This is a genomic window from Bradyrhizobium sp. SMVTL-02 (assembly GCF_051853005.1).
GTDB lineage: Bacteria > Pseudomonadota > Alphaproteobacteria > Rhizobiales > Xanthobacteraceae > Bradyrhizobium.
Map to the genome: position 1 here is coordinate 2,692,626 of NZ_CP182469.1, position 25,719 is coordinate 2,718,344.

Consider the following 25,719-nt stretch of genomic DNA (forward strand, 5'->3'; position numbering starts at 1 on the left):
ACTTGAAGTCGTCCTCGGGGTGGTCCTGCTGCCCGCGGCAGCGTGAGCTTGCGATCGCGCAGCGTCGCGTCGATGCCGTGCTCGGCCATGGCGTTGGCGATCTCCTCCTTCAGCATCGCCGCGGACCATTCGTTGCCGCGCGATTTCGATCGATCTCGAAGTTGAAATCCGCAATCGTTCTGGCCACCGCTTCCGGCGGGTGCAGCGTCATCCTGGCGCGGCTTTAGCAGAAGGCTGCATGTCCCTCTCCCGCTGGATCGACGGTTGATCATTGGGCCATGCGCTGCTCGCGGCGAAGAGCCCAGTGGCTTTGAGCAGCTTTCTGCGGAGATGGTTCATGTCAGCAAAAAGCCCCCGGCTCTTGAGAACCGGGGGCGTGTTCCTCATCGGCCCAGAAGGGCGATCAGCCCTTCGTCATCGTGATGTTGACGCCGCGGATCTCGCCCTTGGAGGAGATCTGCACCGTCTGCTTGGTGCCGTTGGTGCGCAGCGACAGATTGGCGGCAAAGCCGTTGGCCTCGACGAACACGTCGATCTGGCCGCCGCCGGCGGTGCCCTGCAGATTGCCGAAGATGTTGCGGCTCGCCTCGCTCCAATTGCCGGAGATGCGGTCGCCCTGGCTGGTCACGTCGCTGGTGAGGTCGAACTTGTAGCTGTCGGAGGCGCAGTGCAGGGCCTGCTTGAGGTTGAGGCCGCTGCCGGCGACCTTGTAGTCGGCCTTGCAGCGGATGCGTTCGGTGGACCCGTCGGACAGCGAGACCGTGCCGGTGCCGGTCCACGCGCCGTCGAAGCCGGTAAACGGTCCGGACTGTGCGTGGCTCGCCGAAACCGAGAAGAGCAGCGCAGCGCCAACGCCGGCCGCGGTCATTGCCAGTCCAGATCGCCCACAGAATTTCATCACAAATATCCCGTTTTGGAACGACGTCCGCTGAGGTCCAGGACGTCTCGCCACATCGAAGGTTTAGTGCTTCGAGCCTGTGTCAGGTTCAACGCGCAGGCACCAGAGATAGTGGTTCATGCGGCGCCGGCGAGGGCCTGGACCATGCGATTTGCTGTGTTTCGGTGCGTTTCTGGCCTTAAGGGCAGGGCGGAGAGATGCAGCTCTGCAACAGCTAAGCAGTAAAATGCGGACCTCCTGAATTATGATGTAGTATCAAACTCTTACATCTGCCAATGAAGGCGCAGGGAAGACCTGATTTGGTGGGCGGCGCCAATTTGGCCGCATTTGCCAGTGCTTGTGCCTTCTCCGAGGCCGCTACCCCGCGGCGACTTGCCATCAGAACAATCCGTTCCGGTCGTCCGCCCAGTGCTGTCCGGGATCGGTGCGATTCTGCCGTCAGAATGAAGGAATACAATGCGTAAGCTTCTCGTCGCTCTCACCATGCTGTCGGCATCCCTCTCGACGGCCGCATTCGCCCAGCAAGGAGGGCGCGGCACGGACGCCGAGCAGAAGGCCTGCACGCGCGATGTGCAGAAGTTCTGCCGCCCGGTCATCGATCAGGGCGATTTCACCATCCTGGCCTGCCTGAAGGAGAACAGGGCCAAGATCTCCCAGGCCTGCGACCAGGTCCTGAAGAACCACAACCAGTAAGCTCGGCCACCGGCCCACCCGAGGCGGCCCCGGGCCGCCTTTTCGGGCCGGGTCCGCACGGGGCAGCCATCGAGAGCAGGATTGGTTTTGCGGCCGTATTCCCCTATATGGGGGCCGCGGCGGCATCGCCGGCATGAGCCCGCGCGAGCCAAAAAGCCCTTCCTGTCCAAACGATTGTTAACCAGCCCTCGATGACCTCTGCGAGCGAATTGCGATCCGGCAAGGGTGACCGCGACGAGAATTTTCCCGTCGCGTCCTGGATCATTCATCCGCGTCATCGCGCCCTGATCCTGGCCTATTACAATTTCGTCCGCACCGCCGACGACATCGCCGATCACGCGACGCTGCCGCCCGACCAGAAGCTTGCCTATCTCGACCTGCTCGAGGCGGAACTGCTCGGCAACGGCGACACCCAGGCCGAGGCCGTCACGCTGCGCCGGGCGCTGGCCGAGCGTGGCATGCCGCCGCGCCACGCGCTCGACGTGCTGATCGCCTTCCGCATGGACGTGACCAAGCTGCGCTACGAGACCTGGGACGAGGTCATCCATTATTGCCGCTATTCGGCGATGCCGGTCGGCCGCTTCATGCTCGACGTCCATGGCGAGAGCACCTCGACCTGGGCCGCATCGGATGCGCTCTGCGCGGGCCTCCAAATCAACAATCACCTGCAGGACTGCGGCAAGGATTTCCGCGAGCTCAACCGCGTCTATCTCCCGCGCGATGCGCTGGCCGCGAGCGGCGCCTCGGTCGAGCAGCTTGGGCTCGCGCAATCGCCGCCGGCGATGCTCGCCTGCCTGCAGTCGCTCGCCGCGCGCAACGAGGCGCTGCTCGACGAGGGCAGGTCGCTCAGCGCCGAGATCCGCGATTTCCGCCTCGGCGTCGACGTCGCGGTGATCCAGGCCTATGCCGACCGCATCGTGCGCCTCTTGAAGGTGCGCGATCCCCTGCGCGAGCGCGTGCACCTGAACAAGTTCGAGCTTCTCACATTCAGCCTCACCGGCATGATCGGCGAAGTCGGCCGCCGCGCCATCGGACGCAAGGCCATCTCCAGACCGGGGACTGCACATGACGCTTGAGGCGACCTCGCCCGGCGCCAGTTATGGCTCGACCGCATCCGGCAGCTCGTTCTATGCCGCGATGCGCATCCTGCCGCACGACCAGCGCGAAGCGATGTTCCAGATCTACAGCTTCTGCCGACAGGTCGACGACATCGCCGATTCCGACGGTCCGCGCGAGGAGCGGCTCGCTGCGCTCCAGCAATGGCGCAACGACATCGACGCGCTCTATCAGGGCAATCCGCCGCCGCGGCTGAAGGACTACGTCGCCTCGGTGAAGACCTTCGGGCTCAAGCGCGAGGATTTCCTGGCCATCGTCGACGGCATGGAGATGGACGTGCCGCAGGACATCCGCGCGCCCGACATGGCGACGCTGGACCTCTATTGCGACCGCGTCGCCAGCGCCGTGGGGCGGTTGTCGGTGCGGGTGTTCGGCATGCCGGAGGAAGACGGCATCCTGCTCGCCCATCATCTCGGCCGCGCGCTTCAGCTCACCAACATCCTGCGCGACATCGACGAGGACGCCGGCCTTGGCCGGCTCTATCTGCCGCGCGAGGCGCTGCTGCATGCCGGCATCACCTCCAATGATCCGAACCGCGTGATCGCCGAGCGTGCCTTGCCGAAGGTCTGCCTGCCGCTGACGCAGCGTGCCAAGGCGCATTTCGAGAAGTCGGACGAGATCATGAACCGCAACAAGCGCCGCGCCGTGCGCGCGCCGCGGATCATGTCGAAATACTATCATTCCATTCTGGACCTCCTGATCGCGCGCGGTTTCGACGCACCGCGCGAGCCCGTGCGCGTGTCGAAGATCGCACGCATTCTGATCCTGCTCCGTTACGCTTTCATCTGATGCAAAACACAGCTCACATCATCGGTGCCGGAATTTCCGGCCTCTCCGCCGCCGTGCGGCTCGCGAATGCCGGCTTCAAGGTCGCCGTGCACGAGGCGACGCACCAGGCCGGCGGCCGCTGCCGGTCCTATTTCGACGGCGCCACCAATCTCACCATCGACAACGGCAACCACCTGCTGCTGTCGGGCAACAGCCACGCGCGGGCATATGCGCGCGCGATCGGCACCGAGGCCGGCCTCGTCGGGCCGGATCGCGCACAATTTCCGTTCGTCGACATCAAGACCGGTCAGCGCTGGCAGATCGATCTAGGCGATGGCCGCTGGCCGACCTGGGTGCTCGACGAAGGCCGCCGCGTGCCCGACACCGGCCTCACCGATTATCTCAGGCTGGCGCCGCTGGTCTGGGCGTCGGAAGAGACGCTGGTCGGCAAGTCGATTCCGACCGAGGGCATCCTCTATCAGCGCCTGGTGCAGCCGCTGCTGCTGGCGGCACTCAACGTCGATCCGCCCGAGGGGTCGGCCGGGCTCGCCGGCGCGATCGTGCGCGAGACGCTGCTCGCGGGCGGGAAGGCCTGCCGTCCCCTGATCGCGCGCGACGGTCTCAGCGCCGTGTTGATCGAGCCGGCGGTGAAGTTCTTGTCTGAGCGTGGCCACACCGTTCAGCTCGGCCATGAGCTGCGTTCGTTCGTCAGCGCAGACGGCAAGGTGACCGCGCTGGACTTCGGCGGCGAGGATGTGATCCAGCTCGGTGCAGGTGACGTCATCGTGATGGCGGTGCCGCCGCGCGCGGCAGCTAACCTGTTGCCCGGTCTGAAGACGCCGACCGAATTCCGCGCCATCGTGAACGCGCATTTCCGCTTTGAGCCGCCGCCAGGCTCGGCACCGATCCTCGGTGTGATCGGCGGCGTCGTGGAATGGCTGTTCGCGTTTCCGAACCGGCTCTCGGTAACCATCAGCAACGGCGACCGTCTCGTCGATGTGCCGCGCGAGGAACTTGCGCAGGCGATCTGGAACGATGTCTGCAAGGCGGGCGGTGTCGCCGGCGAGCTGCCTCCTTGGCAGATCGTGCGTGAGCGCCGTGCCACATTCGCGGCAACGCCCGCCCAGAATGCCCTGCGTCCGGGGCCGGTCACCGCGCTGAAAAACCTGTTCCTCGCCGGCGACTGGACTGCTACGGGATTGCCGGCAACCATCGAGGGATCGGTCCGGTCGGGTGACCGGGCCGCCGATCTGGTTCTGGCCGCAAAAGGATCCTGACAAGCGGCCCTGACGGGCAAATGTCCCGGTCAACTTTCAATCGACTATCGGAGCAATCGAGCGACATGGATTCCGTGAACGCGACCAGCCGCGAAGCTTTGGAATCGAGCATTGCGTCGGCGACGCAAGGCGTTCTCGGCTTCCAGCAATCGGACGGCCACTGGGTGTTCGAACTCGAGGCCGACTGCACGATTCCGGCCGAGTACATCCTGCTGCGGCACTATCTCGCCGAGCCGGTCGACAGCGTGCTCGAGGCCAAGATCGCGAACTATCTCCGCCGCGTGCAGGGCGCCCATGGCGGCTGGCCGCTGGTGCATGACGGCGAGTTCGACATGAGCGCCAGCGTGAAGGCTTACTTCGCGCTGAAGATGATCGGCGACTCCGTCGACGCCCCCCACATGGTGCGGGCGCGCGAGGCGATCCACGCCCGCGGCGGCGCTATCAACAGCAACGTCTTCACCCGCTTCCTGCTGGCGACGTTCGGCGTCGTGAGCTGGCGCGCGGTGCCGGTGCTGCCGATCGAGATCGTGCTGCTGCCGTTCTGGTCGCCGTTCCATCTCAACAAGATCTCCTACTGGGCGCGCACCACCATGGTGCCGTTGATGGTGATCGCCGCGCTGAAGCCGCGCGCGAAGAATCCGAAGGGCGTCGGCATCGACGAATTGTTCCTGCAGGATCCGCGTTCGATCGGCATGACCTCAAAGGCGCCACATCAGAGCATGGCCTGGTTCCTGCTGTTCCGTTCGCTCGATGCGATCCTGCGCGTGATCGAGCCGCTGTTTCCGAAGCGCCTGCGCAAGCGCGCGATCGACGCCGCGCTCACCTTCATCGAGGAGCGGCTGAACGGTGAAGACGGCATGGGCGCGATCTATCCGCCCATGGCCAACATCGTCATGATGTACGACGCGCTCGGCAAGGACGAGAATTATCCGCCGCGCGCGACGACGCGCCGGGGCATCGACAAGCTGCTGGTGATCGGCGAGGACGAGGCTTATTGCCAGCCCTGCGTCTCCCCGGTGTGGGACACGACGCTGGCCGCGCATGCGCTGCTGGAAGCCGGCGGCGACAAGGCGGTGCCTGCGGCCAAGCAGGGCCTCGACTGGCTGATCCCGAGGCAGGAGCTCGAGGTGAAGGGCGACTGGGCGGTGAAGCGGCCCGACGTGCGTCCGGGCGGCTGGGCCTTCCAGTACAACAACGCGCATTACCCCGATCTCGACGACACCGCCGTCGTGGTGATGTCGATGGACCGGATGCGCCGGGAGCACGGTGCCACCGGCTATGATGCCGCGATCGCCCGGGGCCGGGAGTGGATCGAGGGCATGCAGAGCGACGACGGCGGCTGGGCCGCCTTCGACGTCAACAACCTCGAATACTACCTCAACAACATCCCGTTCTCGGACCACGGCGCGCTGCTCGATCCGCCGACCGAGGACGTCACTGCGCGCTGCATCTCGATGCTGGCCCAGCTCGGCGAGACCCGGAAGACCAGCAAGCATCTCGCCGCCGGCGTCGCCTATTTGCGCAAGACCCAGCACCCCGAGGGGTCCTGGTACGGCCGCTGGGGCATGAACTTCATCTATGGAACCTGGTCGGTGCTCTGCGCCCTCAACATGGCCGGCGTCGACCACAAGGACCCTATGATCCGAAAGGCCGCCGCCTGGCTGGCCTCGATCCAGAACGACGACGGCGGCTGGGGGGAGGACGCGGTCAGCTACCGGCTGGATTACAAGGGCTGGGAGGCCGCCCCCTCGACCGCCTCGCAAACGGCATGGGCCTTGCTTGCTCTGATGGCGGCTGGCGAGGTTGATCACCCGGCCGTGGCCCGCGGGGTGGAGTACCTGATTGCAACACAAAACAAAAAAGGACTGTGGGACGAGCAGCGCTACACCGCCACAGGCTTCCCCCGCGTGTTCTATTTACGGTATCATGGTTACCCGAAGTTCTTTCCGTTGTGGGCGTTGGCGCGGTACCGGAACTTGCGGAACACCAACAGCAGGGTGGTAGGGGTCGGAATGTGACTTTGGGGACGGGGGACTATGTTACCGCGGGTAATGCTATCGACCCGCGGCCGATACTGATCGTGACCGGACTGGTGCAGGAGGCCCGCATTGCGGCCGGGCCTGGAATGGCGGTCATCTGTTCATCCAGCAGCCCGGCCCAGTTGCGGGCGCTGCTGACGGTGGTGGACCCTGAGACGATTCGCGGCGTGATCTCGTTCGGCGTGGCCGGCGGGCTTGACCCGACGCTGCGCTCCGGCGACGTCGTGCTGGCGACCGAGGTGCTCGCCGGCGACACCCGGTGGGCCGCCGGCCTGACGCTCGGCGACGATCTGATCGAGCGCCTGACCTCGGACCGCCGCCGCGTGGTGCGCGGCAGCCTCGCCGGCGCCGAGGAAGTGGTTACGAAGCGGTCCTGCAAGGCGGCGCTGCATTCGGAGACGGGCGCTGCCGCCGTCGACATGGAAAGCCACATCGCGGCCGCGTATGCGGCCGCGGCCGGGCTGCCGTTCGCCGCGGTCCGCGTCATCAGCGATCCCGCCCATCGCGCGCTGCCGGCGCTCGCCCGCGCCGCCATCAAGCCGAACGGCCAGATCGACCTCGGAGCCGTGCTGCGCGGCATTGTGCGCAATCCGGCGACCCTGCATGCGCTGGTCTCGACCGGCATCGACTTCAACCGCGCCCTGCGCTCCCTGCGCGGCTGCCGCGACTACCTGATCGGGACCGAGCTCGTCGACAGCGAGGCTTTGGTCTCCAAGGCGGCCTGACCTCTTGATGCGATAAAACAAAAGGCCCGGTCGCCATTGGTGACCGGGTCTTTTGCGTTTTGGTGCATGCTCGCTCGGTCGCCTCCATGCGGTTTCGGTCCGCGACCCAGAGCGTCTGTCGCATCATGCCCTCGACGATGGCCGCCGATTCGCTTGGACGCAGATAGATCGCAGTGGACTTGAGCAGCCATGGCCACACCGATTGCTCGAGCCGCTCCTCATAGGCGCGGCGCATCATGCGCGACGCGGCTTCGTCACGGCGAATGTGGCCGCTCTGTCGGAACGTCATCGCCTTGGAGCGACTTGGCACGTCCAATGTGACGCGGTTGCCAGCCGCCGGTGGGCGCCGGAAAGCATCAAAAAGATTCCCGAACCAGCTGCCCGACCGCCTCCGGTCTCCTCAGCTTGCGCCGAGCAAGCAAAAGGCCCGGTCGACCGGGCCCTTTGTGTATCGATGTTCGTAGCCGCCCTACGCGGCCGTCGAGGCCTTCTGCGCGGCCTTCGCCTGCGCGGCGGCGGCCTCGTCCTTGCGGATCTCGGAGAGCTTCTTCTGGACCTGCTCCGAGAAGATGTACTGCGCCGGGCGCTGCTTGGAGAGGTCGATCTCCGGCGCCATGGGGCCAGAGGTCTTGATGCCGCGTAGCGACACCCACATCGCCTTCAGCGGGTTGTTGAGCGCTGCGGTCGCCGCGGTCGGCTCGTAGCCGCAATGGGCCATACAGTCGGCGCACTTCTCGTAACGGCCGGTGCCGTAGGAATCCCAGTCGGTGGTCTCCATCAGCTCCTTGAAGGTTTTTGCGTAGCCTTCACCGAGCAGGTAGCAGGGCTTTTGCCAGCCGAAAATGTTGCGCGCGGGCATGCCCCAGGGCGTGCACTCGTATTCCTGGTTGCCGGCAAGGAAGTCCAGGAACAGGCCGGAATGCATGAAGTTCCACTTCTTGCCCTTGCCCATGGCGAAGACGTCGCGGAACAGCTTCTTGGTCTTGGTGCGGTTCAGGAAGTGCTCCTGGTCCGGCGCGCGCTCGTAGGCGTAGCCCGGCGACATCGAGACGCCGACACCGAGCTCGACGGTGAGGTCCAGGAACTTCGCGATCTCCTCGGCCGGGTGGCCGTCGAAGATGGTGGCATTGACGTTGACGGTGAAGCCGCGCGCTTTGGCCGCCTTGATCGCGGAGACGGCGCGGTCGAACACGCCCTTCTGCGACACCGCCTTGTCGTGGTGATCGCGCAGGCCATCGAGATGCACCGAGAAGAACAGGTACGGCGAGGGCTCGAAGAGATCGAGCTTCTTCTCGAGCAGCAGGGCGTTGGTGCAGAGCGAAACGAACTTCTTGCGCGCCACGAGGCCGCGCACGATCTCGCCGATCTCCTTGTGGATCAGCGGCTCGCCGCCGGGAATCGCGACCATCGGCGCGCCGCACTCGTCGGCGGCGTCCCAGCACTCCTGCGCGGTCATGCGGCGGTTGAGGATCGCGTCGGGATAGTCGATCTTGCCGCAGCCGACGCAGGCGAGGTTGCAGCGGAACAGCGGCTCCAGCATCAGCACGAGCGGATAGCGCTTGCGGCCAAGCAGTTTCTGCTTGAGCAAATAGCCGCCGATACGCATTTCCTTGAAGAAGGGGATTGCCATTACACGTTTCTTTCTGGGCTTTTCAATTCGGGTGGGGTCAGCTCGCAGCCAGTTGGGCTGGAAGCCGGAATTCGATGTTTTCCTCGCGACCGGGGAGCACCTGGACCTTGACCGGTCCGATCCGCCGCATCGCTTCGATCACGTCATCCACGAGTACCTCGGGCGCCGAAGCGCCGGCCGTGACGCCGACAGTCCTAGCATCTTTCAACCACTCCGGATTGAGCTCGCTGCCGTCGGCAATCAAATAACTCGCGACGCCGGCTTCGGTGCCGATTTCGCGGAGCCGGTTCGAGTTCGAGCTGTTGGCAGCGCCCACCACCAAGATCACGTCGACCAGCTTGCTCAAGTTCCTTACCGCAGATTGGCGGTTCTGTGTCGCATAGCAGATATCCCGGATATCCGGGCCTTGAATATCTGTAAAGCGGGCCTGGAGCGCCGCAATGATGTCCCTTGTGTCGTCGACCGACAAAGTGGTCTGGGTGATGTAGGCCACTGGGCTATCCGTCGGCAGCGTCAGGGCGTTAACCTCTTCAACGCTCTGAACAAGTAGCACCGGCCCGGGGACCTGGCCCATGGTGCCCTCGACCTCGGGGTGGCCGGCATGGCCGATCAGGATCAGGGTGCGGCCCTTGGAGATGTACCGCTTCCCCTGATTGTGAACTTTCGTGACCAGCGGGCAGGTGGCATTGAGCACCGGAAGGTTGCGCGCGGCGGCCTCTTCCTCGACGCTGCGGGCGACGCCATGGGCGCTGAAGACCGTGACGGATTTCGGCGGAACCTCGGACAGCTCCTCGACGAAAATGGCCCCTTTGTTCTTCAGGCTCTCGACCACGTATTTGTTATGCACGATCTCGTGGCGCACGTAGACGGGCGGGCCGTATTTCTCCAGGGCCCGTTCCACGATCTCGATTGCACGCACCACACCCGCACAGAAGCCGCGCGGCTGCGCCAGATAAACTTCCATAGGACGCCCATCACGCAAGTTGTACCAATCCGCTTCCTTGTCCCAGCGGCACCCGATCCACCAATGGGTTGCAATAAACGCACCATTAGCTCGCGCCCGCGGTAACCGCCCACCCCAACCAGGCCCGGCGCATGGAGGCACAGCACTTTGTGTCAAAAAATCGGCAGAAAGGAAAGCGCGGATGAAACTATGGTTCCGGGCGGGTGAAGATCGCGGTACTATAGTATAGCGATTTCCGCGAGCAAAATGGCACATTTGTGCTCACCCCTTCGTCACGTTCCCGCCTCAACTGCACGGCTATACCGACCGCCCCGCATGATTTTGCCACGGTCCTCCGCCGTTTACCCCGAACCTTCTTGCGGCGAGAACCACTCAAAACAGCAATAGGTTTCGCCCGGGAACTCCGATAAACAGCGGGCGTTTCCGGCAAGCTGTTTAAACGCAGAAAGAAAAGAAGTGCTGCAAAGCGTAGTCGTTGCCATCGTCAGGGCCTGTACCCGGCTTGCCTCCCTCGTCGTCGTTCTCGGGCTCCTGCTGGCGGTGGCCGCGGGCTATTACGCTGCGCGCCATTTCGCCATCAACACCGACATCAATTCGCTGATTGCCAAAAATCTCGACTGGCGGCAGCGCGACCAGCAATTCGACCGCGCCTTCGACCGCGATGCGACGATTCTGGCGGTCGTCGAGGCGAGGACGCCGGAGATGGCGACCGCCGCGGCGGATGCGCTCTACGCGAAGCTGAAAGACGACAAGACCAATTTCGTGTCGATGCAGCAGCTCGGCACCGGCGAGTTCTTCGAGCGGAATGGCCTGTTGTTCCTGCCGACCGAAGAGGTTGCGAAGGCGACCAGTCAATTCGAATCCGCAGCGCCCCTGATCGAGATCATGGCGGGCGATCCCTCGATCCGCGGCCTGACCGGTGCGCTCGAGACAGGGCTTGCCGGCGTCAAGCGGGGGCAGGTGAAGCTCGACGGCACCGCGCGGCCGTTCAACCAGATCGCTCAGACCGTCGAGACCGTGCTCAACAAGGGCAACGCGAGCTTCTCCTGGCGCGAGCTCGTCAGCGACGAGCCGCTGTCGGATTCTGACAAGCGCGCCTTCATCGAGTTCAAGCCGATCCTCGACTACAACGCGCTGGAGCCCGGCAAGGACGCCACCGACGCAATCCGCAAGGCGGCAGCCGATCTGGATTTCCCGACCAAGTACCAGGCGCGGGTGCGCCTGACCGGTCCCGTCCCGATCGCGAACGAGGAATACGCGACCGTTCAGGAAGGCGCCGTGGTCAACGGCGTCGGCACCATCCTCGTCGTGCTGCTCATCCTTTGGCTGGCGCTGCATTCGGCGAAGATCATCTTCGCCGTGTTCGTCAATCTCTTCGTCGGCCTCGCGATCACGACGGCGGCCGGCCTGATGATGGTCGGATCATTCAATCTGCTGTCGATCGCATTCGCGGTGCTGTTCGTCGGCCTCGGCGTCGATTTTGGCATCCAGTACAGCGTCCGCTATCGCTCGGAGCGCTACAAGCACAACGATCTCTCCGGTGCGCTGGTGCTGGCTGCGAAACGCTCGGCGGTGCCGTTGTCGCTCGCCGCGATGGCGACCGCGGCTGGCTTCCTTTGCTTCATGCCGACGGACTACCAGGGCATCGCGGAACTCGGCCAGATCGCCGGCGTCGGCATGCTGGTGGCCTTCCTCTCCTCGATCACCATTCTGCCGGCCCTGCTGAAGCTTCTGAACCCGCCCGGTGAGATGGAGCCGGTCGGCTATGCCTTCCTGGCGCCGCTCGACCGCTTCCTGGAGAGGCATCGTTTCCTGGTCGTCGGGGGCACGCTGCTGCTCGCGCTCGCCGGCCTGCCGCTGCTCTACTTCATGAAGTTCGACTTCAACCCGATGAACCTGCGCAATCCGCACGCCGAGTCGATCGCGACCTTCCTCGACCTGCGCAAGGATCCCAACACCGGCGCCAACGCCATCAACGTGATGACCACGTCGGAGGAGCAGGCAAGGCAGGTCCAGGCGAAGCTGGAGCAGGTGCCGGAGGTGCTCCGGGTGATGTCGCTCGACAGCTTCGTGCCGCAGGACCAGCAGCCGAAGCTGAAGTTGATCGCGCAGGGCGCCAAGGTGCTGAACCCCGCGCTCAATCCTGATCAGATCGATGCGGCCCCGACGGACCAGGAGAACGTGGAATCGCTGAAATCCTCGGCCGATAATCTGCGTCGGACCGCCGGGGACGCCAAGGGCCCGGGCGCCGTCGCCTCGCGCCGGCTCGCGGATGCGCTCGAGAAGCTCGCCAATGGCGACGAGGCCACGCGCAACAAGGCGCAGGACGTCTTCGTCACGCCGATGAAGATCGTGTTCGACCAGCTCAGGAACGCGATGCAGGCAGGGCCCGTCACCCTGAGCTCACTGCCGCCCGACCTCGTCAGCGCCTGGAAGAGCAAGGACGGCATCATCCGCGTCGAGGCGCTGCCCAAGGGCGATCCCAACGACAACGACACCCTGCGCAGATTTGCGGCGGCGGTGCTCAAGGCCGAGCCGACCGCGATCGGCGGGCCGGTCTCGATCCTGAAATCCGGCGACACCGTGGTGAAGGCGTTCATCCACGCCGGCATCTACGCGCTGCTCGTGATCGGCCTGCTGCTATGGATCACGTTGCGGCGGTTCGTGGACGTGCTGATGACGCTGGTGCCGCTTCTGGTTGCCGGCGCCGTGACGCTCGAAATCTGCGTGTTGATCGGCCTGCCGCTCAACTTCGCCAACATCGTCGCGTTCCCGCTGCTGCTCGGCGTCGGCGTCGCGTTCAAGATCTATTATGTCGTGGCCTGGCGCTCCGGCAGAACAAACCTGCTTCAGACCAGCCTGACGCGCGCGATCTTCTTCAGTGCGCTGACGACGGCGACCGCGTTCGGGAGCCTGTGGCTGTCGAGCCATCCCGGCACGTCCAGCATGGGCAAGCTGCTGGCGCTCTCGCTGGTGACGACGCTCGCCGCCGTGCTGCTGTTCCAGCCGGCCCTAATGGGCAAGCCCCGCAATCTCAGGGAGTAGACAGATGTCGCCGACGGGATCGGCGGCGCCCTTCTGAGCGGGCTTGGCAGCGGCGGTCTTCGCAGCCGGCGCAGACGCTGTAGCGCCCGTCGTGGCTTGGGGGGGCTGGGCTGGTTGTTGCGCTGCCTGTTGGGCTCCCTGTTGTGTTCCCTGGGCTTTCGGCGCCCCACCGGACTTCGGCGCGCCCTTGGCCATGGCATTGGCAGGGCTCACGGGGATCGGCGGTCCGACCCGGGTCCAGGTCTCGCCGCCACAGAGGAAGCCCATCACGCAGCCCTTGATCTCGAGCTGGTCGGTGCCGACAGGTGTGATCGTCGCGCTGTAGGTCTGGCCGTCTTGCGCGTTATAGACCTGTCCCTCCCACTGATCGGCGCCGGGCTTCTTCTTCATGTCGAGGAGGGTGGGCATGCCCAGGGTCGGCCTGTTCTTTTTCGAGACATCAGGGTTGTTCTCGTCGCGACCGCCGGGCTTCTTTTCCCAGGAAACGGCGCCCCACATGCTGCCATTGCACTGGGCGACACGGATGTTGGCGACGCCGTCGGCGACCCGCCAGTCGCCGGTGGGATCGGCCGCGAGGGCTGGCGGCAGGCAGGCGTAACCGCCAGCCAGTATAATTCCGGTGTAAAGGGCCAAACGCATGAGTGTTCCTTGGCAGTGCAACATGATCTAAAAGCTGTGCTTGCGAAGATGGTCCGAAAAAGGGCAAAAGGCCGCACAGACCGTTTGCAGTAACGGTCCGTTTTCCAGTTGACGAGACGGCCCTCAATCGAAGTATGTAGCGGATGCCCAGTCCAAATCCAGACATGTCTCAGCTGTTCGCGGACCGGCAGGCCCAGCGCAGCGCCCTGCATAATCGGTATCTGAACGAGCAGTTCGTCCGGGTGCTCAAGACCATCGGCTACGATGTCGGCTTCCAGAAGGGGCAGGGGCAGTACCTCTACGACCGCGAGGGCGCGCGCTATCTCGACCTGCTGTCCGGCTTTGGCGTGTTTGCTATCGGACGCAATCATCCGGTCATGCGCGAGGCGCTCAAGAGCGTGCTCGATGCCGACCTGCCCAACCTCGTCCAGTTCGACGTCTCGACGCTCGCCGGCGTGCTGGCCGAGCGCCTCCTGAAATATGTTCCCTATCTCGACAAGGCGTTCTTTGCCAATTCCGGCGCCGAATGCGTCGAGGCCGCGATCAAGTTCGCGCGCGGCGCGACGGGGCGTCCCGGCATCGTCTATTGCGCCCATGGCTATCACGGCCTGACCTATGGCGCGCTGTCGCTGACCGGTGATTCGAACTTCCGCACCGGTTTCGAACCGCTGCTGCCAGGCTGCACCCCGGTTCCGTTCAACGATCTGGCCGCGCTCGAAAAGGCGCTGGCCTCGCGCGAGGTCGCCGCGTTCATCGTCGAGCCGATCCAGGGCAAGGGCGTCAACATGCCCACGGACGAGTTCCTGCCCGGCGCGGCCGCGCTCTGCAAGAAATACGGCACACTGTTCGTTGCCGACGAGATCCAGACCGGCATGGGCCGCACCGGCCGCTTCCTCGCGGTCGAGCACTGGAACGTCGAGCCCGACATGGTGCTGCTGTCGAAGTCACTGTCGGGCGGCCACGTGCCGGTCGGCGCGGTGCTGACCCGCAAGGCGATCTTCGACAAGATCTTCAATCAGATGGACCGCGCGGTCGTGCACGGCTCCACCTTCTCCAAGAACGACCTCGCCATGGCCGCGGGCATTGCCACGCTGGACGTGATGGAATCGGAGAAGCTCATCGATGCGGCCGCCAAGCGCGGCGCCGAGCTGCGTCTGGCGCTGACGCGCATGGTGCCCGGCTACGAGCTGTTGAAGGAAGTTCGCGGCAAGGGCCTGATGATCGGCATCGAGTTCGGCCCGCCGAAATCGCTGCGCCTGCGGGCCTCATGGAACGTGCTGGAGACCGCCAACAAGGGCCTGTTCTGCCAGCTCATCACCGTGCCGCTGTTCAAGGATCACAAGATCCTGACGCAGGTCGCCGGCCACGGCAGCCACACCATCAAGCTGCTGCCGCCGCTCACCATCACCGAGGAAGACTGCAGCTGGATCGAGAAGGCGTTCGATGACGTCATCGCGGGCAGCCACAAGGTCCCCGGTGCGATCTGGTCGCTGGGCAAGACGCTGGTGGACAACGCGGTGCGGCGCTCGGCTTAAGTTCGCCGATCTGTCTCAGCAATCGTCATTGCGAGCGAAGCGAAGCAATCCAGTATCCCGCTCGCGGAGACGGTCTGGATTGCTTCGCTTGGCTCGCAATGACGACGTGTTCAAGGCTACCCCTCCACATTCGCCTTCATCGCCGCCTCGAACTTGTCGACGAATTCGGCGAGCTCGTCGGCGCCGAGATCGCTGACGGCCCAGAAGTTCAGGCCGCGGCCGCCCCAGCGGCGGCAGTTGAAGCCCTGCATGGTCTGGGTCTTCGGCGCCCGGTGCTCCGTGCTGGCGGTTTGCGACACGAACAGGTTGATCACGTGTTGCCGGCGCCGGTAGACCACGGCGCCGATGGCGCGGGCGTCGATATAGTCGAGCCGGCCGCCGACCAGCGTAAACCCTTGCGCGGTGAGGTCGATCACCGGCGGGGCGACGTCGAGCTTGCCGTTGAACCAGGGCTTGACGGTGTGCTGGTCGGTCGAGACCACGTCGGTGAGGTGGCCGGCCTGGAGCGAGCGCAGATGCGCGGAGACGACCTCCGACAGGATACGCTGCTGGTCGTCCTGGCGCAGCACCACGGCGACGACGGCGGAGGCGGCGAGCGCGGAGACGGCCGAGCCCATCGCAAAGCCGCGCAGCACGGAGCGGCGGCTCGGTTGCTGGCGCTGCGGCTGCGGCAGCGACACTTCGATGCGGGTACGCAGGCTCGCCGGCGCGGTGTAGCGCAGATCGGTGGCCGCGAGCACGCGCTGCATGTCGCGCTGCGCGGCGAGCTCGGCAGCACAGGCCGGGCAGCCCGCGATATGCGCTTCGACCTCGCGCGCATGGCCGGCGTCGAGCTCGCTGTCGAGCAGCGCGTGAAGCAGGATCCTTGCTTCGTCGCAGGTCATTTCGCTTGCTCCTCTTCCGCCGTCCAGGCCGCGCGCAGCATGGCGCGGGCGCGGGCGAGGCGGGACATCACGGTGCCGACGGGAACGCCGACGGCCTCGGCGATCTCGCGATAGGACAGATTGTTGATCTCACGCAGCACGAATGTTTCCTTGAACGGCTCGGCGAGTGCGTCGATCAGCTTGCGGATCGCGCCGGCATCGCGGCTGCGCAGCACTTCGGTCTCAGGGCTCGCCTCGGTCTCCTGCCAGAGCGGCGTCTGTTCGTCGGCGCCGGGCGTGTCCTCGATCGCGCTGGGCCGGTGCGCGCGCCGTGCATATTCGGCGTTGCAGACGTTGCGCAGGATGGCGAACAGCCAAGGCTTCATCGCCGGGCCGCGGTAGCTGTCGAAATGCTTCAGCGCGCGCAGATAGCACTCCTGCACCGCATCCTCGGCGTCGGACGCATCGCGCAGCAGGTAGCGTGCGAGCGTGTAGACGTCGTCGAGATAGGGCAGCGCCGCCTCGCGGAAGCGCTGTGCCTTCTGCACATCGTCGGTGGCGGGCATCGCTCCTCGCTTTGCCTCTGCTTCTTCTCTTGCCGTGACCCCAGGCACACGAGCCCGGCCGGCGTGGGACCACCGGCCGGGCAAGACGTTGATGCCTTGGTTGAAGACGTTACTCAACCTTGATCATCCCCGTCATGTGCGGGTGCAGCGAACAAAAATATTTGTAGTCGCCGGCGTTGGTGAAGGTGAAGGAGAACTTGTCGTCGGTGTCCAGGGTCTTGGACCTGAACTTGCCGGCGGACACGATGGTGTGCGGGATGTCGTCCCGGTTGGTCCAGGTCACCGTGGTCCCGACCTTGATCTTGAGCTCGGCCGGCTGGAACACGAAATTGTCGATATGCACCTCCGTGTCGTCGGCACGGGCTTTTGTCGCGGGCAGCAGGATGGCCGCGACCAGAGCGAGACCGAGGTCGACACCGAAGTCGCGGCGATTGAGAGTCTTCATTGTCAGCTTCCGTTCAGCGTTAACCCTGCAGCGGCGTGTCGATGATCGCGAGCCGCTGCTCGTTCTGCTTGAAGTTGATGCTGGCTACCCCCAGCATGGAGCGCAGCCTTGCGTCCTCGACCTTCATCGGGCCGGGTGAGGGGGCAGCTCCCGGCGCCGGCTGCGGGAAGGCGGTCGAGCGCGCAGTGTGGAACGTGACGTTGCCTTCGACCTTCTGCATGACCTGGTGGATGTGGCCATTCAGTACGGTGACCGAGCCAAAACCCTTGACGTATTCGAGCGCGCGGCCGCCGTCCTCGGTGCCCCAGCCCCATTCGGGATAGACGGTCCAGAGCGGGATGTGGGCGAACAGCACGATCGGCGTCGATTTCGACTTGCCGCGCAGATCGTCCTCGAGCCAGGCGAGTTGTTCGGCGCCGAGATTGCCGAGACCGCCGGCCTTGAGGTCGACGACGTTGACGAGGCCGACGAAGTGCACGCCGCCGGCGTCGAACGAATACCAGCCGTGCCCCTTGGTGCCGCGGCCGTAACGCTCGCGATAGAGTTTCACCTCCTCGTCGATGAAGTCATGCTCGCCGGGGACGTAGTGCACGTCGAGCTTGGTCTGCGAGATGATGCGCTCGGCATTGTCGAACTCGGCGGCCTTCGACAGATGCGTGATGTCGCCGGTGTGGATCATGAACGCTGGCTTGGCCGGCATCGCGTTGATCTTGTTCACGGCCTCCTCCAGCGTGCCGAGCGCGTTCGGATTGGCCGGCTTGTCGAAGCCGACATGGCTGTCGCTGATCTGGAGGAAGCTCACGCCGGGCGCGGCCGCGGTCGCGGCCTCGGCGGAATCGATGATGCCGAGCGAGCGCGGCACGCCGCCCGTGACGGTCCAGAGCACCCCGGTGCCGGCCCAGGTCATGCACTCCAGCACCTTGCGGCGGCTGACGCCGTCATCCCCATGATCTTGTCCGCTCATCGCGCCTCTCCAGGTCGCCCGGAATTGGGCTTCGGGGAGGTGATTGCGGAAGCGGGGGAGTTATTCCCGAATGCGATGACGATTTCGTGAGCGAGTTGTAACCCGGAGGGAGCGAAGCGTAATCGGGTCAGTGTTGTGGCGACGACCCGGAATGCGCTTCGCTCCATCCGGGCGGCGTAGGATTACTTCGCATCCTCGAGGATCATCGTTGCGCCTTTCTCCGCAATCATCGCTGTCGGTGTGTTGGTGTTGCCCGAGGTGATGGTCGGCATGATCGAGGCATCGACGATGCGCAAATTGCCAAGGCCGTAGAAGCGCAGGCGTTCATCGACCACGGCCATCGGGTCGTTCGCGGTACCCATCTTGGCTGTGCCGACGGGATGGAAGATCGTCGTACCGATATCGCCGGCGGCCTTCGCGAGCGAGGCGTCGTCGTCGCCGACGGAGGGGCCGGGCAGATATTCGCTGGGGCGATATTTTGCCAGCGCCTTCTGCTGCATCAGGCGCCGCGTGGTGCGGATGGCGTCGGCGGCGACCTGGCGGTCGTCGTCGGTCGACAGGTAGTTTGGCGCGATGATCGGCTTCTCGTCAGGCGTTGCCGCGCGCAGCCGCACGGTGCCGCGGGAGGTCGGCTGCAGATTGCAGGCGCTGACCGTGATGGCGGGGAAGCGGTGCAGGGGATCGCCGAACTTGTCGAGCGACAGCGGCTGCACGTGGAACTGGATGTTGGCACGGGCACGCGTCGCATCGGAGCGCGTGAAGATGCCGAGTTGTGACGGTGCCATCGTCAGGGGCCCGCGGCGGCGGAAGGCGTAGTCCAGCCCCATCAGTCCGCGGCGGAACAGATTGTAATAGGTCTCGTTCAAAGTGCGTACGCCCTCGACCTTGTAGATCGCCCGCTGCTGCAGATGATCCTGCAGGTTGCGGCCGACGCCGGGCTTGTCCATGACGATGTCGATGCCCAATGGCGATAGCCAGTCGGCAGGGCCGATGCCGGAGCGGTGCAGCACCTGCACCGAGCCGATGGAGCCTGCCGAGAGAACCACCTCGCGCTTCGCACGCGCCTCGATGATCTCGCCGTTCTGGATGAAGCGCACGCCGACGGCGCGGCCCTGCTCGATGATCAGGCGGTCGACCAGCACGTGCTTCTCGAGCCGCAGGTTCGGGCGCTTCAGCGCGGGCTTGAGGAAGCCGCGCGCCGAGGACCAGCGCCGTCCGCGCTTCTGGTTGACGTGGAAATAGCTGATGCCTTCGTTGTCGCCGGTGTTGAAGTCCGGGATGCGCTTGATGCCCATCTCCTCGGCGGCGTCCCCGACGGCGTCGAGAACGGCCCATGACAGCCGCGGTGCCTCGATGCGCCAGCCGCCGCCGACACCGTGATGCTCGCTCGCGCCGAGGAAGTGGTCTTCGAGCCGCTTGAACAGCGGCAGCACGTCGTCATAGCCCCAGCCGGTCATGCCGAGCTGACGCCAGTGATCGTAGTCGGCGGCCTGGCCGCGCATCGAGATCATTGCGTTGATTGCCGAGCAGCCGCCGATTACCTTGCCGCGGGGATAGGCCAGCGCGCGGCCGTTCAGGCCCGGCTCGGCCTCGGTCTTGAACATCCAGTCCGAGCGCGGATTGCCGATCGCGAAGAGATAGCCGACCGGAATGTGGAACCAGATCCAGTTGTCGTCGCCGCCGGCTTCGAGAACGAGCACCCGGTTGCGCGAGTCTGCCGACAGCCGGTTGGCGATGATGCAGCCGGCCGTGCCGGCTCCGACGACAATGTAGTCGAATTCATCCTCGAGCCGTCTCGGCATTCTGTTTCCACCCGTCGCTTAACTTTCCGTCCTAATAGGCAGACCTGCCGGACCGGACAAGCCCGGCCATGTCCGTTCGTCAGGGCCAGACCCCGTTCCCAGGGAGTTGGGTGGACTGACGGTTGCATGGTAGACAGTCCTGTATTCCCAACAAAGCTTGAGACCCGCCATGCCCATCGTGAACCGTGTCGCCGACCTCCAACCCGATATTCAGGCCTGGCGCCGGGACATCCATGAGCATCCGGAGCTGCTTTACGACGTCCACCGCACCGCAGCATTCGTGGCGGACCGGCTGCGCGAGTTCGGCTGCGACGAGGTCGTGACCGGCCTCGGCCAGACCGGCGTGGTCGGCGTGATCAAGGGCAGCAAGCCCGCTGGCGAGGGTCTCAAGGTGATCGGACTGCGTGCCGACATGGATGCGCTGCCGGTCGAGGAGCAGACCAACCTGCCTTACGCCTCCAAGAATCCGGGCAAGATGCACGCCTGCGGTCATGACGGCCACACCGCGATGCTGCTCGGGGCGGCCCGCTATCTCGCCGAGACCCGCAACTTCGCAGGCGACGCGATCGTGATCTTCCAGCCGGCCGAGGAGGGCGGTGCCGGCGGCGCAGCCATGGTCAAGGACGGCCTGATGGAGCGCTTCGGCATCGAGCAGGTCTACGGCATGCACAACGGCCCGGGCATCCCGATCGGCTCGTTCGCGATCCGGCAGGGACCGATCATGGCGGCGACCGACGAGGTCGATATCATGATCGAGGGCGTCGGCGGCCATGCCGCGCGTCCGCACAAATGCATCGATTCCGTGCTGGTCGGCGCGCAGGTGATCACGGCGCTGCAGTCGATCGTCGCGCGCAGCGTCGATCCGCTGGAATCGGCCGTGATCTCGATCTGCGAATTCCACGCCGGCAACGCCCGCAACGTCATTCCGCAGACCGCGACCTTGCGCGGCACCATCCGCACGCTGTCGCCGGAGGTGCGCAAGCTGGTCGAGAAGCGCGTGCACGAGGTGGTGGCGGGCGTGGCGCAGATCACCGGCGCCAAGATCGATCTGCACTACAAGCGCAACTATCCCGTCGTGAACAACCACGCCGCGGAGACCGAGGTGGCGCGGCGTATCGCCAGGCAGGTCGCGGGCGAAGCCAATGTGCACGAGATGCCGCCGCTGATGGGCGGCGAGGATTTCGCCTACATGCTGGAAGCGCGCCCCGGCGCCTTCATCTTCTGCGGCAACGGCGACAGCGCCGGCCTGCATCACCCCGCCTACAATTTCAACGACGAGGCGATCGTCTACGGCACGTCCTATTGGGTGAAGCTGGTCGAGGAATCGCTCGCGGCGTCGTAGCTTTTCGTCACCTTGCCCCGCTTGCGGGAGAGGTCGGCGCGAAGCGCCGGGTGAGGGGACTCTCCGCGAGTCCATCTGTCACCATTTTCGCGCATGGAGCCCCTCACCCTAACCCTCTCCCCGTAAGAACGGGGAGAGGGAGAGGCTCTCAGAACATCCGCGAGAAGATCACGTAGAGCGTGGCCGACAGCATGATCGCGCAGGGCAGCGTCAGCACCCAGGCCATCAGCAGATTGCGGATGGTGGACCACTGCAGCCCCGAACCGTTCGCGGCCATGGTGCCGGCTACGCCGGACGACAGCACATGCGTGGTCGATACCGGCAGGCCGAACACGTCGGCGGCGCCGATGGTGGCGGCGGCCACGAGCTCGGCGGAGGCGCCCTGCGCGTAGGTGAGATGGCTCTTGCCGATCTTCTCACCGACGGTGATGACGATGCGCTTCCAGCCGATCATGGTGCCGAGGCCGAGCGCGATGGCGACGGCGATCTTTACCCAGTTCGGGATGAACTTCGTGGCAGCATCGAGCGAGCCCTTGTAGGCGTTGAGGGTCGCGATCTCCTCCTTGTTGAGATCGTTCTCCTTGTCCTTCATCAGGAAGCGGATTGCCTCCGACGTCAGGTACATGTCGTTGCGGGTGTTGCCGACGGCTTCCGCGGGCACCTTGTTCAGCGTGCCGTATTTGGCAACCTGGTCGCCGACATCCTTCACCAGCACGGCGAGCGCGGGATAGGTGCCTTCGCTGATGTGGTGCGAGGTGATGTACTGCGTCACTGCCGGGCGGGGATCGCCGATGATGCTGTGGCCGGCACCCTTGGCCGAGATCACCCTGGCGGCTGCCTCCGAAGTCTTCTGGAACTGGGTGACCTGGGATTCCGGCAGCGCGCGGTTGAGCGCGTAGGCGGTCGGCACGGTGCCGATCAGGATCAGCATGATCAGGCCCATGCCCTTCTGACCATCGTTGGAGCCGTGCGCGAAGCTGACGCCGGTGCAAGTGAGGATCAAGAGGCCGCGGATCCAGAGCGGCGGAGCCTTGTTGCCTTCGGGCGCGGCATAGAGGGCCGGGTTGCGCACGGCGAACTTGAGCACGAGCAGCAGCACGGCGGCGCAGAGGAAGCCGACCAGCGGCGACAGCAGCAGCGCGTAGCCGATCTCGGTGGCCTTGCTCCAGTCCACGCCCGAGGTGCCGTCGCGGCCGCGCATGACGGCATTGGCGATGCCGACGCCGATGATCGAGCCGATCAACGTGTGCGAGGAGGAGGCGGGCAGGCCGAAGAACCAGGTGCCGAGATTCCACAGGATCGCCGCGATCAGCAGCGCGAACACCATGGCGAAGCCGGCGCTGGAGCCGACCTGCAGGATCAGCTCGACCGGCAGCAGCGAGACGATGCCGAAGGCGACGGCGCCCGAGGAGAGCAGCACGCCGAGGAAGTTGAAGAAGCCGGACCACATCACGGCGACTTCAGCCGGCAGCGAATGGGTGTAGATCACGGTCGCCACCGCATTGGCGGTGTCGTGGAAGCCATTGACGAACTCGAAGCCGAGCGCGATCAGCAGCGCGACGAACAAGAGGATGTAGGGCAGGAAGGTCGTCACGCGCGTGCCGGTCGCGTTGACGTCGACATAGATGCTGTAGGCGACGAACAGCAGGCCCGCGGCGAGGATGCCGAAGAACAGGATCATGGTCAGCGGGTTGAAGCCCTTGTCGAGATTGGGCCGGGAGGCCGGCTGGATCGGCGCGGGATCGGCTACCGCGCCGTCAAATGCTACATCGGTCATGTCAGGACGCCCCTTAACTTTCAAGTAAGGGTATTGTCCGCGACGGATACGAAGGCTGGATGACAAGCGCTGGTTGAAAAGCGCTTTCCCGCCGGTATTCAGGCGGCGCGCGCGGATTTCCTCTGCAGGCCGGCGGCGATCTTCAGGTCTTCGACAAAGCGCTGATATTCCAGCACCTTGGCCTCGGGATCGGGCAACCGCAGCAGATAGGACGGGTGCACCGTCACCAGCGCCTTGCGGCCGTCGGGAAGGTCGATCAACCGGCCGCGGTTCTTGCCGATGGGCGTGATCTTCCCGAACACGCTCTGCGCGGCGGTTGCGCCCATCGCCACGATGAGATCGGGCTGGATTGCCGAAACTTCCCGCTCATACCATTGCCGGCACGCCCGGATCTCCGGCGTATTCGGCTTCTGGTGCAGGCGGATCTTTCCGCGCGGCACGAATTTGAAGTGCTTCACGGCGTTGGTGACATAGACCTTCTTGCGGTCGACTCCGGCCTCCTCCAGCGCGCGGTCGAGCATCTGGCCGGCCGGACCGACGAAGGGATGGCCGGCGAGGTCTTCCTTGTCGCCGGGCTGCTCGCCCACCAGCATGATGTTGGCGTTTCTCGGGCCTTCGCCGAACACGGTCTGGGTCGCGTCCTTGTAGAGATGGCAGGCGTGGCAATGGGCGGCTTCCTCGCGGAGAGCTTCGAGATCGTCGGCTGAGGTCTTGCGTTTCATCGGAGCCTCCGGCCGCTTCTGAGGCTTGTGCGGGTCGGTTGCGGCATTGGCGAGCATGGCGCCGGTCATGCGCTCGGCGTCCTCGATCAAAGGCTTAATGATCGAAGCCTCGGGCAGGTTCCTCCAGTATTTCTTCGGCATCTCGGCCTGCATCGCCTTCACCTTGAGCCGGGCCGGATTGAAGATGCTGGCGTAATAGCGCCGCCAGGTTTCCTCCAGCCGGTCTTCGCCGGGTGCCTCGCTCTTGCTGACGCCTGACGTGAACGAGAGCGCATGGCCGTCCCAATGCGCGCACAGATCCGGTGTCAGGATCGACCAGGGCATGTCGGCAAAGCGCTTGGCGAAGAACGGGGCTGCGAGCTCGACGATGTGATGTTCCGGCTCGAACCAGGCGACGTAATGCGCCGCGCGTTCCCGGCCGATCTCGCGGAAGCGCACGAAGGCATGCATCTTGTGCTCGTCGCGATGGACGGCTCTTGCCATCGCCGTGACCTGGGCGAGGTCACGATCGGTCGCGACCTCGATGAGGTCGTGGTTGTCCTTCAGCCGGAACAGCAGGCGATAGAGGATGGCAAAGCGTTGGGGATCGCGGTGCAGGATCGCTGCCTTGGCGAGCTCGACGAATTTTGCCGATACGTTGAAGCTGCCCTCGTTCACCTCGAGGATCGGAGACGGCCCCGGCGGTGCAAACAACTCCGCTTCGCCGCCTTTCACCGTCCAGGTGACATCGCTGGGCTGCACCTGGTGAAGCACGAGGCTACGCGCGGCTTTGCGCCAGCCGTCGAAATCCGTTTCGGTGTCGAAAGTGATGTATTGCATCAGAAGCCAAATCCCAGTTGCGTTGCTTTCGGCTTGAACCGTTCGATCAGCCCGGCAGCGTCGAGCCGATGCGGTGAGGGACGGTGATCGCTGAGGACGATGAACGGCAGCGCCTTGTTGCGGGGCACGTGCAGCCGCGCGAGATCGGCGAGGCGAATCGTGGTGGTGCGCCGCGTTGCGATGATGCGTTCGACCGCCTTGGTGCCGAAGCCGGGCACGCGCAGCAACTCCTCGCGGCTGGCGCGGTTGACGTCGAGCGGGAAGCGGTCGCGGTGGCGCAGCGCCCAGGCGAGCTTGGGATCGATGTCGAGCGGCAGCATCGCGCTGTCGTCGACGATCTCGCCGACCTCAAAACCGTAGAACCGCATCAGCCAGTCGGCCTGGTAGAGCCGGTGTTCGCGCAGCAGCGGTGGCTGGACCAGAGGCAAGGCACGGCTCGCGTCGGGGATCGGGCTGAAGGCGGAGTAGTAAACGCGCCGCAGTTTGTATGAGCCGTAGAGATTGGCGCTGGTGTGGAGAATGGTGTGATCGGAGGCGCGATCGGCGCCGACGATCATCTGCGTGCTTTGGCCTGCCGGCGCGAAGCGCTGCGGTTTTGCTTTCGTCTTCGCGCTGCGATTTTCCTCGGCTTCGTCGAGTTTCAGCCGCAGCCGGCCCATGGTGCGGCGGATCGCACGGACGTCCTTCTCGGGCGCGAATTGCTTAAGGCTCGTTTCCTGCGGCATCTCGATGTTGATCGAGAGACGATCGGCATATTTGCCGGCTTCCGCGATCAGGGCGTCGTCGGCGGGAATGGTCTTGAGGTGGATATAGCCGCGGAAGTGATGCTCCTCGCGCAGCTTGCGCGCGACGCTCACGACCTGCTCCATGGTGTAATCAGGGCTGCGGATGATGCCGGAGGAGAGGAACAGGCCCTCGATGTAATTGCGCCGGTAGAAGTCGAGCGTCAGCTTGACCAACTCCTCGATGGTGAAGCGGGCGCGCGGCACATTGGAGGAGGCGCGGTTGACGCAATAGAGGCAATCGTAATTGCAGGCGATCTCAAGCTTGCGTTGTACGTCCATCCCGGAATCCCTTTGATTCAGCTCAT

The 25,719-nt window shown here is 64.8% G+C and carries 21 protein-coding genes; 9 read left to right on the plus strand and 12 right to left on the minus strand.

Going from position 1 to position 25,719, the window contains the following annotated elements; all coding sequences use genetic code 11:
• Nucleotides 1–403 precede the first annotated feature (403 nt).
• Nucleotides 404–898, minus strand: coding sequence for a hypothetical protein (locus ACNJYB_RS12515; protein ID WP_439374241.1), 495 nt, complete (start codon nt 896–898; stop codon nt 404–406).
• Nucleotides 899–1,354: 456 nt separating this feature from the next.
• Here ACNJYB_RS12515 and ACNJYB_RS12520 point away from each other — a divergent pair, with 456 nt between their 5' ends.
• From ACNJYB_RS12520 to ACNJYB_RS12545, 6 genes are all read left to right on the plus strand, one after another.
• The gene (locus tag ACNJYB_RS12520) at nt 1,355–1,591 is read left to right on the plus strand and encodes a hypothetical protein (RefSeq protein WP_439374242.1); all 237 of its coding nucleotides are present in this window, start codon (nt 1,355–1,357) and stop codon (nt 1,589–1,591) included.
• 191 nt (nt 1,592–1,782) lie between these two features.
• Nucleotides 1,783–2,667, plus strand: coding sequence for a squalene synthase HpnC (gene hpnC, locus ACNJYB_RS12525; RefSeq protein WP_439374243.1), 885 nt, complete (start codon nt 1,783–1,785; stop codon nt 2,665–2,667).
• Entirely contained in the window at nt 2,657–3,496 is an 840-nt protein-coding gene (gene hpnD, locus ACNJYB_RS12530; RefSeq protein WP_439374244.1) for a presqualene diphosphate synthase HpnD, read from the plus strand. The genes hpnC and hpnD overlap by 11 nt, the downstream gene beginning before the upstream one ends.
• Nucleotides 3,496–4,752: a hydroxysqualene dehydroxylase HpnE gene (gene hpnE / locus ACNJYB_RS12535; RefSeq protein ID WP_439374245.1), complete on the plus strand. Its 1,257-nt coding sequence runs from the start codon at nt 3,496–3,498 to the stop codon at nt 4,750–4,752. Before hpnD ends, hpnE begins: the two co-directional genes overlap by 1 nt.
• A gap of 65 nt (nt 4,753–4,817) precedes the next feature.
• The gene (gene shc, locus ACNJYB_RS12540; protein ID WP_439374246.1) at nt 4,818–6,770 is read left to right on the plus strand and encodes a squalene--hopene cyclase; all 1,953 of its coding nucleotides are present in this window, start codon (nt 4,818–4,820) and stop codon (nt 6,768–6,770) included.
• Entirely contained in the window at nt 6,767–7,516 is a 750-nt protein-coding gene (locus tag ACNJYB_RS12545) for a phosphorylase (RefSeq protein ID WP_439374247.1), read from the plus strand. The genes shc and ACNJYB_RS12545 overlap by 4 nt, the downstream gene beginning before the upstream one ends.
• 469 nt (nt 7,517–7,985) lie before the next feature.
• Here the strand turns inward: ACNJYB_RS12545 and hpnH are convergent, their stop codons facing one another.
• Together hpnH and ispH are read right to left on the minus strand one after the other, a co-directional pair.
• On the minus strand, nt 7,986–9,146 hold the full coding sequence (hpnH, locus tag ACNJYB_RS12550) for an adenosyl-hopene transferase HpnH (protein ID WP_439374248.1): 1,161 nt from the start codon (nt 9,144–9,146) through the stop codon (nt 7,986–7,988).
• A 37-nt stretch (nt 9,147–9,183) separates the two neighbouring features.
• A complete protein-coding gene (gene ispH, locus ACNJYB_RS12555) occupies nt 9,184–10,110 on the minus strand; it encodes a 4-hydroxy-3-methylbut-2-enyl diphosphate reductase (RefSeq protein WP_439374249.1) in 927 nt (308 codons plus the stop codon).
• Nucleotides 10,111–10,566: 456 nt separating this feature from the next.
• Here ispH and ACNJYB_RS12560 point away from each other — a divergent pair, with 456 nt between their 5' ends.
• A complete protein-coding gene (locus tag ACNJYB_RS12560) occupies nt 10,567–13,155 on the plus strand; it encodes an MMPL family transporter (RefSeq protein WP_439374250.1) in 2,589 nt (862 codons plus the stop codon).
• On the opposite strand, the gene ACNJYB_RS12565 is transcribed toward ACNJYB_RS12560, so the two are convergent.
• Nucleotides 13,123–13,794: a DUF2147 domain-containing protein gene (locus ACNJYB_RS12565; RefSeq protein ID WP_439374251.1), complete on the minus strand. Its 672-nt coding sequence runs from the start codon at nt 13,792–13,794 to the stop codon at nt 13,123–13,125. The two genes, ACNJYB_RS12560 and ACNJYB_RS12565, sit on opposite strands and share 33 nt — an antisense overlap.
• A gap of 143 nt (nt 13,795–13,937) precedes the next feature.
• Between ACNJYB_RS12565 and hpnO the strand changes: the two genes are divergently transcribed.
• The gene (hpnO, locus tag ACNJYB_RS12570) at nt 13,938–15,329 is read left to right on the plus strand and encodes an aminobacteriohopanetriol synthase HpnO (protein ID WP_439374252.1); all 1,392 of its coding nucleotides are present in this window, start codon (nt 13,938–13,940) and stop codon (nt 15,327–15,329) included.
• A gap of 116 nt (nt 15,330–15,445) precedes the next feature.
• Here hpnO and ACNJYB_RS12575 read toward each other — a convergent pair whose 3' ends face one another.
• From ACNJYB_RS12575 to ACNJYB_RS12595, 5 genes are all read right to left on the minus strand, one after another.
• Nucleotides 15,446–16,213, minus strand: a complete 768-nt coding sequence (locus ACNJYB_RS12575; RefSeq protein WP_439374253.1) for an anti-sigma factor family protein — start codon at nt 16,211–16,213, stop codon at nt 15,446–15,448.
• Nucleotides 16,210–16,758 (minus strand): sigma-70 family RNA polymerase sigma factor, encoded by a 549-nt coding sequence (locus tag ACNJYB_RS12580; RefSeq protein WP_211410311.1) that lies wholly within the window; start codon nt 16,756–16,758, stop codon nt 16,210–16,212. The genes ACNJYB_RS12575 and ACNJYB_RS12580 overlap by 4 nt, the downstream gene beginning before the upstream one ends.
• 109 nt (nt 16,759–16,867) lie before the next feature.
• A complete protein-coding gene (locus tag ACNJYB_RS12585) occupies nt 16,868–17,203 on the minus strand; it encodes a cupredoxin domain-containing protein (RefSeq protein WP_439374254.1) in 336 nt (111 codons plus the stop codon).
• A gap of 19 nt (nt 17,204–17,222) precedes the next feature.
• A complete protein-coding gene (locus ACNJYB_RS12590) occupies nt 17,223–18,167 on the minus strand; it encodes a metallophosphoesterase family protein (protein WP_439374255.1) in 945 nt (314 codons plus the stop codon).
• A 182-nt stretch (nt 18,168–18,349) separates the two neighbouring features.
• Nucleotides 18,350–19,969: a GMC family oxidoreductase gene (locus tag ACNJYB_RS12595; protein WP_439374256.1), complete on the minus strand. Its 1,620-nt coding sequence runs from the start codon at nt 19,967–19,969 to the stop codon at nt 18,350–18,352.
• Nucleotides 19,970–20,138: 169 nt separating this feature from the next.
• Here ACNJYB_RS12595 and ACNJYB_RS12600 point away from each other — a divergent pair, with 169 nt between their 5' ends.
• Nucleotides 20,139–21,311, plus strand: coding sequence for a M20 aminoacylase family protein (locus ACNJYB_RS12600; RefSeq protein ID WP_439374257.1), 1,173 nt, complete (start codon nt 20,139–20,141; stop codon nt 21,309–21,311).
• 148 nt (nt 21,312–21,459) lie between these two features.
• On the opposite strand, the gene ACNJYB_RS12605 is transcribed toward ACNJYB_RS12600, so the two are convergent.
• The 3 genes from ACNJYB_RS12605 to ACNJYB_RS12615 form a co-directional block, all read right to left on the minus strand.
• A complete protein-coding gene (locus ACNJYB_RS12605; protein ID WP_439374258.1) occupies nt 21,460–23,088 on the minus strand; it encodes an inorganic phosphate transporter in 1,629 nt (542 codons plus the stop codon).
• A gap of 98 nt (nt 23,089–23,186) precedes the next feature.
• Entirely contained in the window at nt 23,187–24,629 is a 1,443-nt protein-coding gene (locus ACNJYB_RS12610; protein ID WP_439374259.1) for a UdgX family uracil-DNA binding protein, read from the minus strand.
• The gene (locus tag ACNJYB_RS12615; protein WP_439374260.1) at nt 24,629–25,693 is read right to left on the minus strand and encodes a putative DNA modification/repair radical SAM protein; all 1,065 of its coding nucleotides are present in this window, start codon (nt 25,691–25,693) and stop codon (nt 24,629–24,631) included. The genes ACNJYB_RS12610 and ACNJYB_RS12615 overlap by 1 nt, the downstream gene beginning before the upstream one ends.
• Nucleotides 25,694–25,719 lie beyond the last annotated feature (26 nt).

Bases quoted from the DNA above. Each gene is read 5' to 3' on its own strand.
- ACNJYB_RS12515 (WP_439374241.1), bottom strand. From the start codon at position 898: ATGAAATTCTGTGGGCGATCTGGACTGGCAATGACCGCGGCCGGCGTT.
- ACNJYB_RS12520 (WP_439374242.1), top strand. From the start codon at position 1,355: ATGCGTAAGCTTCTCGTCGCTCTCACCATGCTGTCGGCATCCCTCTCG.
- hpnC (WP_439374243.1), top strand. From the start codon at position 1,783: ATGACCTCTGCGAGCGAATTGCGATCCGGCAAGGGTGACCGCGACGAG.
- hpnD (WP_439374244.1), top strand. From the start codon at position 2,657: ATGACGCTTGAGGCGACCTCGCCCGGCGCCAGTTATGGCTCGACCGCA.
- hpnE (WP_439374245.1), top strand. From the start codon at position 3,496: ATGCAAAACACAGCTCACATCATCGGTGCCGGAATTTCCGGCCTCTCC.
- shc (WP_439374246.1), top strand. From the start codon at position 4,818: ATGGATTCCGTGAACGCGACCAGCCGCGAAGCTTTGGAATCGAGCATT.
- hpnH (WP_439374248.1), bottom strand. From the start codon at position 9,146: ATGGCAATCCCCTTCTTCAAGGAAATGCGTATCGGCGGCTATTTGCTC.
- ispH (WP_439374249.1), bottom strand. From the start codon at position 10,110: ATGGAAGTTTATCTGGCGCAGCCGCGCGGCTTCTGTGCGGGTGTGGTG.
- ACNJYB_RS12565 (WP_439374251.1), bottom strand. From the start codon at position 13,794: ATGCGTTTGGCCCTTTACACCGGAATTATACTGGCTGGCGGTTACGCC.
- hpnO (WP_439374252.1), top strand. From the start codon at position 13,938: ATGCCCAGTCCAAATCCAGACATGTCTCAGCTGTTCGCGGACCGGCAG.
- ACNJYB_RS12575 (WP_439374253.1), bottom strand. From the start codon at position 16,213: ATGACCTGCGACGAAGCAAGGATCCTGCTTCACGCGCTGCTCGACAGC.
- ACNJYB_RS12580 (WP_211410311.1), bottom strand. From the start codon at position 16,758: ATGCCCGCCACCGACGATGTGCAGAAGGCACAGCGCTTCCGCGAGGCG.
- ACNJYB_RS12585 (WP_439374254.1), bottom strand. From the start codon at position 17,203: ATGAAGACTCTCAATCGCCGCGACTTCGGTGTCGACCTCGGTCTCGCT.
- ACNJYB_RS12590 (WP_439374255.1), bottom strand. From the start codon at position 18,167: ATGAGCGGACAAGATCATGGGGATGACGGCGTCAGCCGCCGCAAGGTG.
- ACNJYB_RS12595 (WP_439374256.1), bottom strand. From the start codon at position 19,969: ATGCCGAGACGGCTCGAGGATGAATTCGACTACATTGTCGTCGGAGCC.
- ACNJYB_RS12600 (WP_439374257.1), top strand. From the start codon at position 20,139: ATGCCCATCGTGAACCGTGTCGCCGACCTCCAACCCGATATTCAGGCC.
- ACNJYB_RS12605 (WP_439374258.1), bottom strand. From the start codon at position 23,088: ATGACCGATGTAGCATTTGACGGCGCGGTAGCCGATCCCGCGCCGATC.
- ACNJYB_RS12610 (WP_439374259.1), bottom strand. From the start codon at position 24,629: ATGCAATACATCACTTTCGACACCGAAACGGATTTCGACGGCTGGCGC.
- ACNJYB_RS12615 (WP_439374260.1), bottom strand. From the start codon at position 25,693: ATGGACGTACAACGCAAGCTTGAGATCGCCTGCAATTACGATTGCCTC.